Genomic DNA, 15,257 nt, shown 5'->3' with positions numbered 1-15,257 from the left:
TGGCGGCTCAGGCGGCCTTGCGCATCGACGCGGACAGCCACTGGCGGGCGCGGCGCTGGGCTTCGGCGATTTCGCTGGCGGTCATGTCGTCGGACACTTCGGCGCGGCAGGCGGCTGCATCTTCATGGCCGGCGACGGCGGCAAGGTTGAACCACTTGTGTGCTTCGATCAGATCGCAGTCCACGCCGTGGCTACCGGTCGAGTAGGCAACGCCGAGGTCGAAGTACGCCGAGCTGTCGCCCTGCGCCGCAGCGGCAAGCGCCTGTGCGATCATCATGTCGCCGGCTGCGAAGTCCTTGGCGGCCAGCGGAGCGGCAGCGGTTTGATTAATCCAGACAGTTTCCATCGTAGGCCCCTGATTCGTTCAATCGATGCAATTCCCTGCAATCGATGACGTGAAACTGGATGATTCGCCCGAAGATATAGTTAACGCGGCCCCCGAGACCCTCCTTTATGCGTGTGGCACCTGTCCCACCCCGGAACTTCATTAAGAATTGTGTGGAGGATCGATTATATCCGCTTGTGCAGGGATTTTTGCGGAACTATAGGCCCCGGAACCGCGGATCGTTGTTGGGTTACCGGGAAAAACCCGGGGCTGCAGGGCGTTAGCGATCCGATGGAGACACCTGCGGAGTTTCTCTGGATGGCAACGGCCCTAGTTGACGAAATCGATGTTCTGGCAAAAGCAAAGCGCGCGATAGGCGGCGCTTATATTTCAGCCCCTGACGAAGTTTACATGAACGATGCGCAGCAGGATTATTTCCGCAAGCTGCTGATGGCCTGGAAGCGCTCGATCCTCGAAGCGTCTGCCGGAACCTTGCAGCAGTTGCAGGATGGTCCGATCCGCGATGCCGATCTCAACGACCGTGCGTCGAGCGAGACCGACTGGGGGATCGAACTGCGCACCCGCGACCGCCAGCGCAAGCTGATCGCCAAGATCGATTCGGCCATGCGCCGCATCGAAGAAGGCGAATACGGCTATTGCGAAGTCACTGGCGAGCCGATCGGCCTTGGCCGCCTGGAAGCACGCCCCATCGCGACGATGACGGTAGAAGCCCAGGAAGCCCACGAGCGCCGCGAGAAAGTATCGCGCGACGACTGAAACTTCGGTTTCGAACCCGGCCGCAGGGTTAGCCTCGGCCGGGTTATTAAGCCTTTGTTTGCCATTGTCGGCTAGGAATAGAGGCTGAGGCGCGCTATTTTGCGTGCGCCGGTCGCAGTCGACCTGGCCGCAGGCAAAGCGCAATCGAACGCCGGACGGAGCGCATGAACGAAGGTGAAAATCGGCAGATCGCGCGCGACAGCCTGTTCCTCATGGCTGACTTGCGCGTCGACGGACTTGACGGAGAATTCCGCATCAAGGTCCGCAACCTGTCCGCCGGGGGCATGATGGGCGAAGGAACCGTGCGCGTCGTGCGCGGCACCGTCGTTCAGGTCAGCATCCGCAACATCGGCTGGATCGAAGGATCGGTCGCCTGGGTGCAGGACAGCCGGTTCGGCGTGGCCTTTGCCAGCGATATCGATCCGCGCCTGGCCCGCGCCCCGGTCGGCAAGTCCGAAGACCCGACGCCAGAATTCATGCGCAACCACGAAGCGCGGATGGCCAGCAGCGCGGTTCTGCGCAAGATCTGATCCGACCACGGGAAATTTCCCGATCCGCCATTTGCGGGGCGGGCGAAATGGACTACTCGGTGCGGTATGCTGACCAAGCGCCCTGCATTGCGGCTTATGGCCGTTCTGGCCGGGCTCTCGCTCGTCTCCTGCAGTTCCTATGACAATTCGGCCTTCGGCGTCGCCGTCGTGGGCAGCGCCGAGGACCCGTTCGCGCACGACACGCACTTGGCCGCCGCCGGCCAACTGGTGCGGGCGGCGACGGTGGAGGGCCTTGTCGCCTTCGACGAGGCAGGACGGGTCATCCCGGCTCTGGCCGACCGCTGGATCGTCACTGACGACGGGCAGAGCTACATTTTCCGCCTGCGTGAGGGGAGTTGGGAAAACGGCGACCCGCTGACCGCCGAATCGGCGCGCAAGGCGATCCGCGCCGCGCTTAAGACGCTGGACAATACACCGCTGGCGCTCGACCTGGGCGGCATCGAGGAAATCCGGGCCATGGCGGGGCGCGTGATCGAAATCCGTCTCAACCGCCCGATGCCCTATCTGCTGCAACTGCTCGCACAGCCCGAACTGGGTTTGGAGCATGGGAACAAGGGCGGCGGTTCGATGACCATCGCGCGCAGCGGCAAGCTGGCCGCGCTCACCCCCATCGAACCTTCGCGGCTGGGCCTGCCGGGGATCGAGAATTGGGCCGAACGCACTCGCAAGATTCAGCTTCGTGCCCTGCCGGGGCCCGCTGCCGTCGCCGCGTTCAACGACGGTGAGGTCGATCTCGTGCTTGGCGGGCGCATCCAGGACTTCATGCTGACCCGCTCGGTGGGCATCCTGCGCGGTACTATCCAGATCGACCCCGTGGTCGGCCTGTTCGGCCTTCAGGTGATGACCGACAAGGGGTTCCTGGCCGTGCCGGCCAACCGCGAGGCGCTGGCCATGGCGATCGACCGGCCTGCGCTGATCGCACCTTTCGGCGTGGGCGGCTGGTCGCCGACGACGCGGATCGTCACGCCCAGCCTCGACGGTGATCTGGGCACCATCGGCGAGCGCTGGGCAGAACAGTCGCTGGAGGATCGCCGCGCGGTGGCGGCAGCCCGCGTCCGCGCCTGGCGTCCGCTGGCGGGCGCCAAGGTTCCGGCCGATGCCGGGCCTGTGCGCCTGCACGCATGGTTGCCGGAGGGCGGGGGATCGCAGCTGCTGTTCAATCGCCTCCTTGCCGATTTTGCGACCATCGGCGTCAAACTGGAGCGTGCACCCGAAGCGGACGGCGCCGACCTTGCGCTGGTCGACGATGTGGCGCGGTATCCCCGCGCTGCGTGGTATCTCAACCGGCTCTCATGCAGGGACGGGCGGGGACTGTGCTCCCAGGATGCGGATGCCCGCATTGCCGAGGCGGCGAATGCGGTAAACCCGGTGCAGCGAGCGGCGCTGCTGACCGAGGCCGAGGCTGAACTTACCGCCAGCAACGTGTTCATTCCTTTCGGCACGCCGATCCGCTGGTCGCTGGTGCGCGGCAGCGTGGATGGCTTTGCGGCGAATGCATGGGGATGGCATCCCTTGATGCCCCTGTCCTGGCTCCCCAAATAGGGTTCGCGGCTTTGGTGGCCGCGGCTCGATGAGAGGCAATGCGTTGGTCACAGGACCTCAATCCACCCCCCGATCCGCCAAGCGGATGGAGTTCGACCTTCCGCTCGGCAACGACCCCGTTGCCATCCGCCGCCGTGTGGAGACGCTGGAGCATGTGCTGGAGCGTGCCTTCACCGTGCCGGGCATCAACCGGCAGGTCGGCCTTGATGCCGTGGTCGGGCTGGTGCCGATCGCCGGTGACCTGATCGCGGGCGCGCTGGGTCTCTATCTCGTGTGGGAGGCGCGCAATCTGGGCATGTCGAAGTGGCAGCTGGCGCGCATGACCGCCAATGTCGGGTTCGACACAGTGCTGGGCGCGATCCCCGTGGCGGGCGACCTGTTCGACTTCCTGTTCCGCTCGAACAGCCGCAATCTCAAGATCATCCGCAAGCATCTCGACAAGCATCACCCGCATACCCGGGTGATCGACGCCTGACGCTTTCGCGCGGGCGCGCTCCCGGCTATGGGTGGGCGATGAAAAAGGCCCGCCTGATCTCCCTCAGCCTGATTCCGGCTCTGCTGGCGCTGGGCGGCTGTTCCAAGCCCGATACCGCGCCGGGCCCGGGCGGCGTCACCATGGGCGAGGCGCGCGCGCTCGACGAAGCCGCTGCGATGCTGGATGAGCGCAGGCCACCGTCCGCAGCGCTCCAGCCCTCGGCTCCCAAAGACGCGAAGGCGCCCTGAAGATCAGTCGAAGCTGACCTTGCCGCGCCCGGCCTTTACCGAGCCGCGCAGCTTCTTGCCCTTGATCCGCTGTTCCTTGCCGATCCGGTTAAGGCGGCTTTTCGCACGCTTTTCCGGGAATTTGTGGGCTTCGGTAAGAAGCTCCACCATGCGTTCGCGGGCATCGGCGCGGTTGGCTTCCTGGGTGCGGAAGCGGCGCGCGGTGAAGACCAGTTCGCCGCGCAGGGTCATGCGGCTGCCGGCCAGTTCCTTAAGCCGCGCGAACACCTCGGGGCTGAGGCGCAGGGCATAGCAGTCCAGCCGCAGCTGGCAGGCGGTCGCCACTTTATTGACGTTCTGCCCGCCCGGCCCGGTCGAGGCGATGAAGCTCTCGGTCGCGAGCGCCTGCGCGCGGTCTATGACCTCATTCATCCGGCTCGTCATCCGGCGCCGCTTCGGGCGTGAAGCCCAGCGCCACGAAGTCTGCGGGCATGGGGGCAACCGCCACGATCGGCGCCTTGTCGCCGCCGCGCGGCACGGTGAGGCCGGCGGCGTGCAGCATCGTGCGGCGCGCGCCGTGCGGGGTGTCGGCGCCGTCGCCGTAGATCGGATCGCCCAGCAGCGCGAAGCCCAGGCCCGATGCCGCATGGACGCGGATCTGGTGGGTACGGCCGGTTTCCGGGCGGAACTCCACCAGCGTCAGGCCACCTTGCACTTCCAGCTTGCGCCAGTGCGTGACCGAGGGCTTGCCCTTGCGCGCCGGGATCATCCGCCAGCCTTCGGTGATCGAGCTGATCTTGGACAATGCCAGGTCGATCGTACCCTCATCGTCCGCGAATTCACCCGCGACCACGCCGAGGTAGCGCTTTTCCACCGTGCGCTCCTCGAAGGCGGCGGAATAGCGCTTGAGCGCCTTGGGATTGCGGGCCAGCAGCAGGCAGCCCGAAGTGTCGCGGTCCAGCCGGTGGACGGGGAAAGGCTGGCGCTGGAAGCCCAGCTTCAGCTCGTCGAGCCGGTCTTCGAGGCAGGGCCCGCCTGCGCGCGGCTGATCGAGCGGCAGGCCGCCGGGCTTGTCGATGACGAGCGCCTCGCCGTCCTCGAAGAGGATGTCCAGTTCCATTGTACGTCTTTTTCCAAATGCGTCGCCCCGAAGCATTCGCCGGGCCGTTGGCGCTTCTTTAGGCGCAACCTCGCTTCAAGTCGAACCCTGCGGCTCCCGGGGGGAGGATCAGGCCACGGCTTCGGCGATGCGCCTGCAGGCTTCGACCAGCTTGGCCTCGTCGGCAGCAAAGCTGATGCGGAAGCCATCGCGGTGACCGAAGGCGGAGGCGGGCACGATGGCGACGCCGTGGTCGAGCAGGTGCAGCGCCAGTTTCGCGTCGTCGCCGAAGCGCTCCATCAACGGGGCCGCATCGACCATGCAATAGAACGCACCGTCAGGCGTAGGGGTCGAGAGGCCGGGGATCGCGTTGATCGCCCCGACCACCAGATTGCGCCGGGCGCGAAAACGCTCGCACCACTCGGCCAGGAACTCCTGCGGGCCCTCGAACGCGGCGACGGCGGCGGCCTGGCTGATCGAGCAGGGATTGCCGGAGGAATGCGACTGCAGCCGCTCCATCGCCTTGATGAGCCATTCCGGCCCGGCGGCGACACCGATGCGAAAGCCGGTCATCGCGTGGCTTTTGGAAACGCCGGAGATCGTCAGGATGCGGTCGGCAAGGTCGGGGCACAGGTTTGCCAGCGTGGCGTGGCGGGCGCCGGTGTAGTTGATCGGCGCGTAGATATCGTCCGACAGGATCAGGATGCGCGGGTGATGGCGCAGCACTTCGCCGATGCCCAGCAGCATCTCGGCCGGGTAGCAGGCGCCGGTCGGATTGCCGGGGCTGTTGAGCAGCAGCCACTGCGTGCGCGGGCCGATCTGGGCTTCGAGGTCGGCAGCGGTGAAGCGGAAGTTGTCCTTGGCGTGGGTGTGCAGCGGCACGACCTTGCCGCCGGCGAAGCGGATGATTTCCGGGTAGCTGACCCACCACGGCGCGGGGACGATGGCCTCGTCGCCTTCGCTTATGGTGGCGAGCATGGCGTGGAAGATCGCCTGCTTGCCGCCCGCGCTGACGGTTACCTGCGAGGTGGGAACCTCGATCCCGAGGTCGCGCGCGAAGTGCAGCGCGGCGGCCTGCTTGAGGCGCGAGGTGCCGCCGACGGGGGTGTATTTGGTGTCACCCCCGTCGAGCGCGGCCTTGGCGGCGTCAAGAACATGGGGCGGGGTGGCGAAATCCGGCTCGCCCACCGAGAGCGAGATTATGTCGCGGCCTGCCTCGCGCAGCTGGGTGGCGCGGTCGGTCATCGCGGTCGTCTGCGACGGGGCGATGCGGGAGAGGGCGGCGGAGATATGCATCAGGCGAGCAGCCGGGCCGGCATCAAGCCGCGCAGGGCGTTGCCGATCAGGAACCCCCCTGCCAGATCGTCCAGCGTCAGCTCCGCCTCGCTTGCCCGGCCGGAATCCAGCAGCGAGCGGCGCAGTACGCCGGGCAAAAGGCCGAGGCTTGCGGGCGGGGTCAGCAAAATGCCATCCCGCTCTACGAAGATATTGGTGAAGCAGCCTTCGGTGACCAGCCCGTCGTCGCGCAGCAGTATCGCCTCGTCGGCGCCGGCGTTTCTGGCGAGGGCGAGGCCCTTGTCGTAGAAACCGCGGTCGCTGGTCTTGTGGGCCAGTCGCCAGTCACCGCTGTCCACCGGCAGGCGCAGTACGGCGGCGCTGGCCGGTTCGGACAAAGCCGGCGGCACCTGCGCCAGTTCCAGCGAGAACGCGCCGGTACGGCCCACCACCAGACGCAGCTTGGAAGGCTTGTCGGCGTCGAAGCACAGGGCCTGGATCGCGTTGCGCACGCCGTGGCGGTCGAACCCGAAGCCCAGCGTGACCGCGCTCGCGCTGATCCTTTCAAGGTGAAGTTCGAGAAGGGCGATGCCAGCCTCGGGCGTGAAGCACATCGTCTCGATGAGGTCGAAGCTGGCGGGCGAGATGGCCCCTCCAGACGCTCGAACTGCCGACTCTCGCACGAAACCCCCTTTGACCAGGCACTCCCGCCACTCGGGAAGCGCCTCAGAATCCGCGACGATCGCCGATCCTACCCCGAGGACTGCTCTACCGCCACCTGCGCCGCCATTCCTGTCGGAAGAGAGGCGCAAGGTGCGGATTGCCACATTGAACGCCGCATCGCCAGAGGGTTCGATGTAGCCGATGGAGCCGCAGTAGACCCCGCGCGGCCAGTCTTCCACAGCGGCGATCAGTTCCATCGCCCGGATCTTGGGCGCGCCGGTGATCGAACCGCAGGGGAACAGCGCGCGCAGGACATCCACCGCGCCGGTTTGAGGGGCAAGCCGGGCCTCGACGGTGGAGACCATCTGGTGGACGGTGGGATAGGTTTCGACGCTGAACGGGCTGAGGGCCTGCACGCTGCCTGCCTGCGCCACGCGCGACAGGTCGTTGCGCATCAGGTCGAGGATCATCAGGTTTTCGGCCCGGTCCTTGGGGCTGGCGGCAAGATCGGCGCGCAGGGCTGCGTCTTCCTGCGGGGTGCGGCCGCGCGGGCGGGTGCCCTTCATCGGCTTGACCCGGATCGTGCCGGCGCGCGCCGAAAAGAACAGCTCGGGCGAGAAGCTGAGGTGCCAGTGGGCGCCGTCGTGGATCACCCCGCCATAGCCCGCCGCCGCATTGGGGCGGATCGCGGCGTAAAGCGCCAGCGGATCGCCGCGCCACGGTCCGGCCAGCGGGAAGGTGAGGTTGGCCTGGTAGATGTCCCCCGCCTCGATCGCCGCGTGAAGGGTGTCAAAGGCCTGCCGGTAGGCGGCGAATTCGACCTGGGGTTCCAGCGGGCCGATCGCCGGGGCGGCGGGACCGGCGTTGTCGGCCAGCCACTGCGGCACTTCTGCGGCGGGGATCGTCTCGTAGCCGCCGAACACGCCGAACCACAGCAGCGGCCCGCCCGCGCCGGTCCGCCGGGCGAGCAGGTGCGCAAGGCGCGGCTCCAGCGCCAGCCCGGCTTCGTAGGCGATGTAGCCTGCCACATGGCGGCCGGCGCGGACCAGCGTTTCGATACGCTCCAGCGCGGCGGGTACCTCGTCCCCCCGCACCGCGACGACGGTTTCCAGCGGCGCGCGGTAGAGCCGGGCGTCGGCGGCGCCCTCGGCGCGGGCGTCATCGATGAGGATGAAGGGTTCTGGCATAGGCTGTCCCGGCCTTTAGCGGCACTGCGGGCCGGTGGCAAAGTGCGCAGCCCTCTCCGATATTGCCATCAACCGCGATCGCGCTACACCCGGTGGGAAACTTGGAGACGGCCGATGAGCGAAATCTTTCTCGGACTTGGCGGTAACGGCGAACGGCAGGTCCTTCGCCTCGGCCGCGCCAATCGTCACGGGCTGATCGCGGGCGCCACCGGCACCGGCAAGACCGTCACCCTGCAGACCATCGCCGAACAGTTCTCCGCCGCCGGGGTGCCGGTGTTCATGGCCGACGTGAAGGGCGATCTTTCCGGCATCTGCATGGCCGGCAGCCCGCAGTTCAAAAACGCCGCGATCCTGGAAGCGCGCGCCAAGGAGATCGGCATCACCGATTACGGATACTCCGATAATCCGGCGGTGTTCTGGGATATCTACGGCGAGCAGGGCCATCCGGTGCGCACCACCATCTCGGAAATGGGGCCGCTGCTGCTGGCCCGGCTGATGGACCTGAACGATACGCAGGAAGGCGTGCTCAACATCGTCTTCCGCTTTGCCGACGAGCAGGGGCTGCTGCTGCTGGACCTGGAGGATCTCCAGGCGATGCTGGCCTATACCGCCGAACATGCCTCCGAGCTTTCGGCCAAGTACGGCAATGTCACCAAGGCCAGCGTCGGCACGATCCAGCGCCAGCTCCTGTCGCTCGACAGCCAGGGCGCCGCGCAGTTCTTTGGCGAACCGGCGCTGGAGATCGCCGATTTCATCCGCTGCGACGAGAAGGGGCGCGGTTACATCAACGTCCTTGCCGCCGACAAGCTGATGCGCAGCCCGAAGCTGTACGCCACCTTCCTGCTGTGGCTGCTGTCCGAGCTGTTCGAGGTGCTTCCCGAAGTGGGCGATCCCGACAAGCCCAAGCTGGTGTTCTTCTTCGACGAGGCACACCTGCTGTTCGACGATGCCCCCAAGGCGTTGACGGACAAGGTGGAGCAGGTGGTGCGTCTGGTCCGCTCGAAGGGCGTGGGCGTGTACTTCGTGACGCAGAACCCGATCGATATCCCCGAGGCCATTGCCGGCCAGCTGGGCAACCGCGTGCAGCACGCGCTGCGCGCCTTCACCCCGCGCGACAAGAAGGCGATTCGGGCGGCGGCGGACACGTTCCGCATCAACCCCGATCTCGACGTCGAGACCGCGATCACCGAACTGAAGGTGGGCGAGGCGCTAGTTTCCACCCTTGCCGATGACGGTTCGCCTAGCGTGGTGCAGCGCACCTTGGTGGCGCCGCCGCGCTCGCGGCTGGGGCCGATCGAGACCAAGGAACGCGCCATTGTCCAGTCGATCAGCCCGGTAGAGGGCAAGTACGACACCCGCATCAACCGCGAGAGCGCCGAGGAAGTGCTGGCCGCCAAGGCCGCGGACGCTGCCGCAACCGCGCAGGAAGTGGCGGTGAAGGGCAAGGAGGAAGTCGGCAAGCAGGAACGCAAGAGCCCCGGCCTGTGGGACGGCATCGGCGGCAAGGTGGCCAAGGCTGCTGCCGGTGCGGCTGCAGCCAGCGCCGGCTCGATCCTGGCGCAGACGATGCAGAGCAAGACCAGCCGCGCCAGCCCCAAGGCTTCCGCCGCCAGCGCGGTTGCCGGCACCGTGGGCGATACGCTGGGCCGGGCTATCGGTTTCCCGGGGCTGGGCCGCTTCGCGCGCAACCTCATCGGCGGGCTGATGCGCTGAGACTGTTTGAGAATGGGCGAAAGCCCATTCTACCGCACCAGCTTTAACCAACGGGTATTTCCAGCCTTGCGGTAAGACCCTCCACCGTCCCAGCAGCCGACAGGCGGTTCGCCAGGATCAGCGCGCCGCCGTGCTGGTCGGCGATCGCGCGGGCCAGGGCAAGGCCGAGGCCCGCGCCGCCGGTGGTGGAATTGCGCGAGGGATCGCCGCGCACGAAGGGGTTCATCATATCCTCGATGGTGTCGTCCGGGATGCCGGGGCCGTCGTCCTCGATCAGGATGACGGCGCTGCCGCCCTCGCGCACCAGGGTCACGCGGGCGCGCTGGCCGTAGCGCAGGGCGTTGCCGATCAGGTTGCGCAGGGCGCGCCGCATCCAGGTGGAGCGCAGTTCCAGGACGATGCGCTGGGTATCGCCCAGTTCCACCGGCTCTCCCATGTCCTCGTACTCCTCGACTACCGAGGCGACGAGGGCGGACAGTTCGGTGCGTTCGCGCGGGTCGCTCGGGCGGCCGACACGGGCCAGCGAGAGGATGTCGTCGAGGGTGCGCACGATATCCTCGATGGTGCGGGCCATGCGGCCGCGCTCGTTGTCGTCCTCGACCGATTCGATGCGCACGCGCAGCGCCGCCAGCGGGGTCTTGAGATCGTGGCCGATGGCGCCGAGCATCACGTCCTTCTCGTCCAGCATGGCGACGATGCGGGCCTCCATCGCGTTATGCGCGACGATCAGGTGGCGCATGTCCTCAGGCCCGCTGGGGTCGAGCTGGCCGACCGAGCCGGGGGCGACGGCGAACTGTTCGACCCGGCGGGTAAGCGCCGCCAGCGGCCGGGTGATCCGGCGCAGGATCAGCGCCACCGCACCCACCAGCACCAGATAGATAATCAGCGTCTGCACGATCAGCGGCTGGACCAGCATGTTCGCGTCGCGGGGAGAGCGGATCCGCACGACCGTCCAGACGCCGCCGGCAGGCTGCTTTACGCCGACGACGAGAAGGTGGTCGTCCATCCGGTCGGCGATCTGGCGTTCATTTTTCCCCCGGTGCGCGGCCCACTTCAGGGTGTTGTCGTGGCCGACGGGATCGCTGCGGACCGTGCGGTGGACCACGACGATGCCGGACGATGGGAATTCCTGTTCGGTCAGAATGCGCTGCAGCCGTGCTTCTGCCCGGCTGTCGCGCGCCTCGCCGGGGGCTGCTGGCGATTCAGAGCTGGTTTTCAGCGGAAAACCGCGCAAGGGCGGGCCCGGGAAGGGGGGGCGTTCGTGACCGCCGATGTGGCCGACGCCGCTTCGGCCACGCGTCTCGGCGATCAGGCGGAAGGCGGCGGCATTGACCATGCCCACCTCGTAGCTCTCGCGCTGGGCGCGGTAGACCAGGATGGCGCCGATGCCCTGCACCAGCAGCAGCGCGGCGGCGACCGCCAGCAGCATCTGGCCCATCAGGCTCTTGGGTTGCAGGGAGGAAAGACGCGGCATCTGCATCTGCATCAGTCGTCCAGCACCACGCGGCGCACATCGGTGGCCAGCATGTAGCCGCCGCCCCACACGGTCTGGATCAGCTGCGGGTTGCGGCTGTCTACTTCCACCTTGCGGCGCAGGCGGCTGACCTGGTTGTCCACCGCACGGTCGAACAGGTGCGCCTCGCGGCCCTGCACCATGTCGAGCAGGCGGTCGCGGTTGAGCACCTGCCGGGGGTGTTCGAGGAAGGCCAGCAGCAGGCGGAATTCCACCGAGGAGATCGCGACGATCGCGCCCTCCTGGTCGATCAGGCGGCGCTTGAGCGGGTCGAGGCGCCAGCCTTCGAATTCGAAGGCTTCGTTCTCAGTCGGCGCCGGGCCATTGCGCGAGGCGCGGCGCAGGACGCTGCGGATGCGGGCAACCAGCTCGCGCGGCTCGAAAGGCTTCACCACGTAGTCGTCGGCGCCGATTTCGAGGCCGACGATACGGTCGGTCGCCTCGCCGCGCGCGGTGAGGAAGATCACCGGCAGGTCCTGGGTCTCGACCAGATGGCGGCACAGCGAAAGACCGTCCTCGCCGGGCATCATGATGTCGAGCAGGACGAGGTCGAACGGCCCTTCATGCGGTGCATCGCGCAGGCGCGAGCGGGCCTCGGCCGCGCTGGAGCACTGGACGACGGCGAACCCCTGCCGCGACAGATAGTCGCCCAGAGGTTCGCGCAGTGCTGCTTCGTCGTCGACGAGGAGCAGCTTGGCCGGTGCGGGGGAGGGCGCGGTATCGTTCATGGCAAATCCTTGATCACCGCGCCGTCCTGTCAGTTTCCGGCTTTCTTGTCAGCCCGCTTTGCATCCCGCTTAGCATCCCACTGGGCCTTCATGGCGGTGCGGGCGGCCTGCTTTTCTTCCTTGGTCACCTTGCCGTCGTGGTTGGTGTCGGCGGCATCGAAGCGCTTCATGGCGGCGGCCATGAACTCGTCCTTGCTGATGGCGCCGTCCTTGTTGGTGTCGGCATCGTGGACCATGCCCATCATGCCGCCGCCCATCCGGCCGCCGCCAAAGCCGTGGCCGTGACCGCCGCGCTTGCCGTGATCGCCCCGGCCTTCGCCGCGCGGGCCATCCCTGCCGGGGCCGTCCTTGCCCATGTCACCCGGAGGCGGCGGGGGGCCGTCCATGCCGGGGCCACGGCCGCGACCTTCGGGGCCCCTGTCGGCCATGAATTCGGCCTTCGAGATCGAGCCGTCCTTGTTGGTGTCGAGCTTGGCGAAATGGCCTTCGCGCTTCTGCTGGCGGGCCAGTTCGCGGTCGGCCTGATCGATCTTGCCGTCCTTGTTGACGTCCAGCTTCGTGAACATCGCGGTAGCGGCGGCCTGGGCTTCGGCGCGGGTGATGATGCCATCGCCGTTGGCGTCGACTTTCGGCCGTTCGTGGCCGGGGCGCTCCGGCGCGGCAGGCGCCTGGGCGCAGGCAACGCCGCCGATGGAGAGAGCCGCGACCGAAAGCCCCAGCGCCAGTTTCTTGATGGAGATTGTCATGAGCGTGTGTCCCGAACAGAAAAATGGATGAGAACCGCGAGACGCAGGTACGAGGGGGAAGAACTGCCCCGCGGCTCTCTGAGAACTGTTCTAGACGCGTTTTGTCGCGCAGTTATGCCGGGCCAGGCGATTATTGTCGCCAATTGTCTCATTCGTCGGGGGCTGTTCAGCTGGCCGCAAAGCCAATGAACGGCCGTTCAGCGCGGGCGGCCTTGCGTACCTTCTCCGGCGGTGACGAACAACACGCTGGCCGCCGCTGCGACATTCGCGGTGTGCCATGTGCCCGCCGGATTGATGAGGTACTGGCCAGCGGTGATCGTCTCGGAATGGAGGCTGCCGTCCGGCCCTTCCTGGATCAGCGTCAGTTCGCCGGAAAGGCACACCACCAGTTCGTCGCCGCTGGGGTGCATTTCCCACACGTCCCAGTCCGATGTGAAATCGTACATCGAGACGAGGCGGCCCTCGCCGCCGTCCGCCGCGTTGCGCTCGGCGTAGGCGGCGTACCATTCCATGCCGGTGAAGGCCGGCTGGGCGACGGCCTTCGCGCCCAGGCCAAGGTGGACCGGATGGGTGCGAAGGTCATGCGCCCGGGCGGTCATGTCACAGCGCCACGCACTGCGCTTCGAGCCAGGCCTTCGCGGCGCCTTCCAGCTGCGGGCCGACGATCTCCAGAACCCTTGCGTGATAGGTATTCCACCATGCGATCTCCTTTTCCGTGAGCAGGCCGGTGTCGACCAGATGGCGATCGATCGGCACATGGGTCAGCGTTTCGAAGCCAAGGAAATCCCCTTCCCCGCCGGCAATCGTGCGCGGTTCGACAAGGATGAGATTCTCGATCCGGATGCCGTATTCGCCGGTCTTGTAATAGCCCGGTTCGTTGGAAAGGAACATGCCGGCCAGCAGCGGCTGGTCGCCGCCGGGCTGGCCGCCCGCCGACTTGGCGATGCGCTGCGGGCCTTCGTGGACCGACAGGAAGCTGCCCACGCCGTGGCCGGTGCCGTGGGCATAGTCCAGCCCGGCCTGCCACAGCGGCATCCGCGCCAGCACGTCGAGCTGGCTGCCCGCAGTCCCCTTGGGGAACACCGCGGAGGCGAGGGCGATGTGGCCCTTGAGCACGCGGGTGAAGCGGTCCTTCACTTCCGGTCCCGGCGCATCCGGGCCGACCCAGACGGTGCGGGTGATGTCGGTGGTGCCATCGGGGTACTGACCGCCCGAATCGACGAGGTAGACCGAATTGGCCTCCAGCGTGCGGTTGGTCTCCTCCGAAACGCGGTAGTGGACGACGGCGCCGTTCGGCCCCGCGCCCGAAATCGTGTCGAACGACAGGTCGCGCAGGTCGCCCGCTTCCTGGCGGCAGGCCTGCAGCTTGTCGGCGGCGGACATTTCAGTGACTTCGCCCCTGGGCGCTTCCACGGCGAGCCAGTGCAGGAAGCGCGATACGGCGGCGCCGTCGCGGGCCTGCGCGGCGCGGTGGCCGGCCTGCTCTACCGGGTTCTTGATCGCCTTGGGCAGCACGGTGGGATCGCGGTCCTCGACCACGGTGGCACCCGCCTTGCGAAGCTCCTCGAAGATCGCGCTGACCGCCCGCTCGGGGTCGACGGACACGCGCTTGCCGGAAAGGCCGTGCAAGGCGCCCACGAACGCGTCTCGCGGCTTGATGCTGACTGCATTGCCGAGGTGGCGGCGCAGGTCGTCTGTCACCTTCTCGGGCGCGATGAACAGGTCGGCGGTGCCATCGGCGCGCGCGATGACATAGGACAGGGCGACCGGCGTGCGTTCCACGTCGGTGCCGCGAATGTTGAGCAGCCAGGCGATCGAATCGAGCGCGGTGATGACGGCGGCGTCCAGGTTTCGCCCTGCCAGCCATTCGGAAACGGCAGCGCGCTTGGCCTCGCTGACCTCGCCGGTGAACCGGTCGGGATGGACGAGGGCAGGGGCGGGCGACGGGGCCGGGCGGTCCTGCCACACGGTGTCGACGGGGTTGCCGTCCACCGCCACCAGGCTTCCGCCCTTGGCTGCCAGCGCCTTTTCGGCGGCCTGCGCCCACTTCGACCCGTGCAGCCATGCATCGTAGCCGATCTTCGCGCCTGCCGGGGCATGGACGGCCAGCCATGCGGCGATGGTGGTCTGCGGCACGCTTTCATAGGCGTAGAGCCGCCCGTCGACCTGATCGCGCACTTGCAGGGTATAGCGTCCGTCGACGAACATCGCCGCCGCCGGGGTTCGCGTGGGATCGGTCAGCACCGCCGCCGTACCCGCCGATCCGCCAAAGCCGGTCAGCCATTCGAGGCGCTGGGCATAGCCGCCGACATATTCGCTCATGTGCTCATCGGAAATCGGGATCACGAAGCCGTCTAGGCCGCGCGCCTTCAACTCCTTGCGGAGGGCATCGAGGCGGGCTTCATGGGTATTCATCAGCATGAGTAAGGTATCCGG

Annotated in this window: 16 protein-coding genes; 6 read left to right on the top strand and 10 right to left on the bottom strand. The window is 67.2% G+C overall.

Features of this window, described 5'->3' with window-relative positions:
- Positions 1-7 precede the first annotated feature (7 nt).
- Positions 8-346, bottom strand: coding sequence for an SEL1-like repeat protein (locus tag TQ38_RS15910; RefSeq protein WP_043977140.1), 339 nt, complete (start codon positions 344-346; stop codon positions 8-10).
- A gap of 297 nt (positions 347-643) precedes the next feature.
- On the opposite strand from TQ38_RS15910, the gene dksA reads away from it, so the two are divergent.
- The 5 genes from dksA to TQ38_RS15885 all read left to right on the top strand — a co-directional run bounded on the left by dksA (position 644) and on the right by TQ38_RS15885 (position 3,918).
- Positions 644-1,102: an RNA polymerase-binding protein DksA gene (gene dksA / locus TQ38_RS15905; RefSeq protein WP_043977259.1), complete on the top strand. Its 459-nt coding sequence runs from the start codon at positions 644-646 to the stop codon at positions 1,100-1,102.
- 164 nt (positions 1,103-1,266) lie between these two features.
- Positions 1,267-1,632 (top strand): PilZ domain-containing protein, encoded by a 366-nt coding sequence (locus TQ38_RS15900; protein ID WP_043977138.1) that lies wholly within the window; start codon positions 1,267-1,269, stop codon positions 1,630-1,632.
- 66 nt (positions 1,633-1,698) lie between these two features.
- A complete protein-coding gene (locus TQ38_RS15895) occupies positions 1,699-3,195 on the top strand; it encodes an ABC transporter substrate-binding protein (protein ID WP_043977136.1) in 1,497 nt (498 codons plus the stop codon).
- An 85-nt stretch (positions 3,196-3,280) separates the two neighbouring features.
- On the top strand, positions 3,281-3,670 hold the full coding sequence (locus TQ38_RS15890; protein ID WP_043977134.1) for a DUF4112 domain-containing protein: 390 nt from the start codon (positions 3,281-3,283) through the stop codon (positions 3,668-3,670).
- A gap of 38 nt (positions 3,671-3,708) precedes the next feature.
- Positions 3,709-3,918 (top strand): hypothetical protein, encoded by a 210-nt coding sequence (locus TQ38_RS15885; RefSeq protein ID WP_043977132.1) that lies wholly within the window; start codon positions 3,709-3,711, stop codon positions 3,916-3,918.
- Between the two features lie 3 nt (positions 3,919-3,921).
- Here the strand turns inward: TQ38_RS15885 and arfB are convergent, their stop codons facing one another.
- From arfB to pabB, 4 genes are all read right to left on the bottom strand, one after another.
- Positions 3,922-4,329 (bottom strand): alternative ribosome rescue aminoacyl-tRNA hydrolase ArfB, encoded by a 408-nt coding sequence (gene arfB / locus TQ38_RS15880; protein WP_043977130.1) that lies wholly within the window; start codon positions 4,327-4,329, stop codon positions 3,922-3,924.
- The gene (locus TQ38_RS15875) at positions 4,322-5,017 is read right to left on the bottom strand and encodes an RluA family pseudouridine synthase (protein ID WP_043977129.1); all 696 of its coding nucleotides are present in this window, start codon (positions 5,015-5,017) and stop codon (positions 4,322-4,324) included. Before TQ38_RS15875 ends, arfB begins: the two co-directional genes overlap by 8 nt.
- Before the next feature lie 108 nt (positions 5,018-5,125).
- Positions 5,126-6,292 carry a pyridoxal phosphate-dependent aminotransferase gene (locus tag TQ38_RS15870; protein ID WP_043977127.1) on the bottom strand — a complete coding sequence of 389 codons (1,167 nt, stop codon included), beginning with the start codon at positions 6,290-6,292 and terminating at the stop codon, positions 5,126-5,128.
- Positions 6,292-8,121, bottom strand: a complete 1,830-nt coding sequence (gene pabB / locus TQ38_RS15865; RefSeq protein ID WP_043977125.1) for an aminodeoxychorismate synthase component I — start codon at positions 8,119-8,121, stop codon at positions 6,292-6,294. Before pabB ends, TQ38_RS15870 begins: the two co-directional genes overlap by 1 nt.
- Before the next feature lie 114 nt (positions 8,122-8,235).
- On the opposite strand from pabB, the gene TQ38_RS15860 reads away from it, so the two are divergent.
- On the top strand, positions 8,236-9,834 hold the full coding sequence (locus TQ38_RS15860) for a helicase HerA-like domain-containing protein (RefSeq protein WP_043977123.1): 1,599 nt from the start codon (positions 8,236-8,238) through the stop codon (positions 9,832-9,834).
- 43 nt (positions 9,835-9,877) lie between these two features.
- On the opposite strand, the gene TQ38_RS15855 is transcribed toward TQ38_RS15860, so the two are convergent.
- From TQ38_RS15855 to TQ38_RS15835, 5 genes are all read right to left on the bottom strand, one after another.
- A complete protein-coding gene (locus TQ38_RS15855) occupies positions 9,878-11,308 on the bottom strand; it encodes a HAMP domain-containing sensor histidine kinase (RefSeq protein WP_240197908.1) in 1,431 nt (476 codons plus the stop codon).
- Positions 11,309-11,319: 11 nt separating this feature from the next.
- On the bottom strand, positions 11,320-12,075 hold the full coding sequence (locus tag TQ38_RS15850) for a response regulator (protein WP_043977121.1): 756 nt from the start codon (positions 12,073-12,075) through the stop codon (positions 11,320-11,322).
- Positions 12,076-12,104: 29 nt separating this feature from the next.
- On the bottom strand, positions 12,105-12,821 hold the full coding sequence (locus tag TQ38_RS15845; RefSeq protein WP_043977119.1) for an EF-hand domain-containing protein: 717 nt from the start codon (positions 12,819-12,821) through the stop codon (positions 12,105-12,107).
- Positions 12,822-13,018: 197 nt separating this feature from the next.
- Positions 13,019-13,420 (bottom strand): cupin domain-containing protein, encoded by a 402-nt coding sequence (locus tag TQ38_RS15840; RefSeq protein WP_043977117.1) that lies wholly within the window; start codon positions 13,418-13,420, stop codon positions 13,019-13,021.
- 1 nt (position 13,421) lies between these two features.
- Positions 13,422-15,242: an aminopeptidase P family protein gene (locus tag TQ38_RS15835; protein WP_240197907.1), complete on the bottom strand. Its 1,821-nt coding sequence runs from the start codon at positions 15,240-15,242 to the stop codon at positions 13,422-13,424.
- Positions 15,243-15,257: the final 15 nt, after the last annotated feature.

Source organism: Novosphingobium sp. P6W, from assembly GCF_000876675.2.
Classification (GTDB): Bacteria; Pseudomonadota; Alphaproteobacteria; order Sphingomonadales; family Sphingomonadaceae; genus Novosphingobium.
Note: the sequence above shows the minus strand (reverse complement) of the source record. Positions and strands in the feature narration are given on the sequence as shown.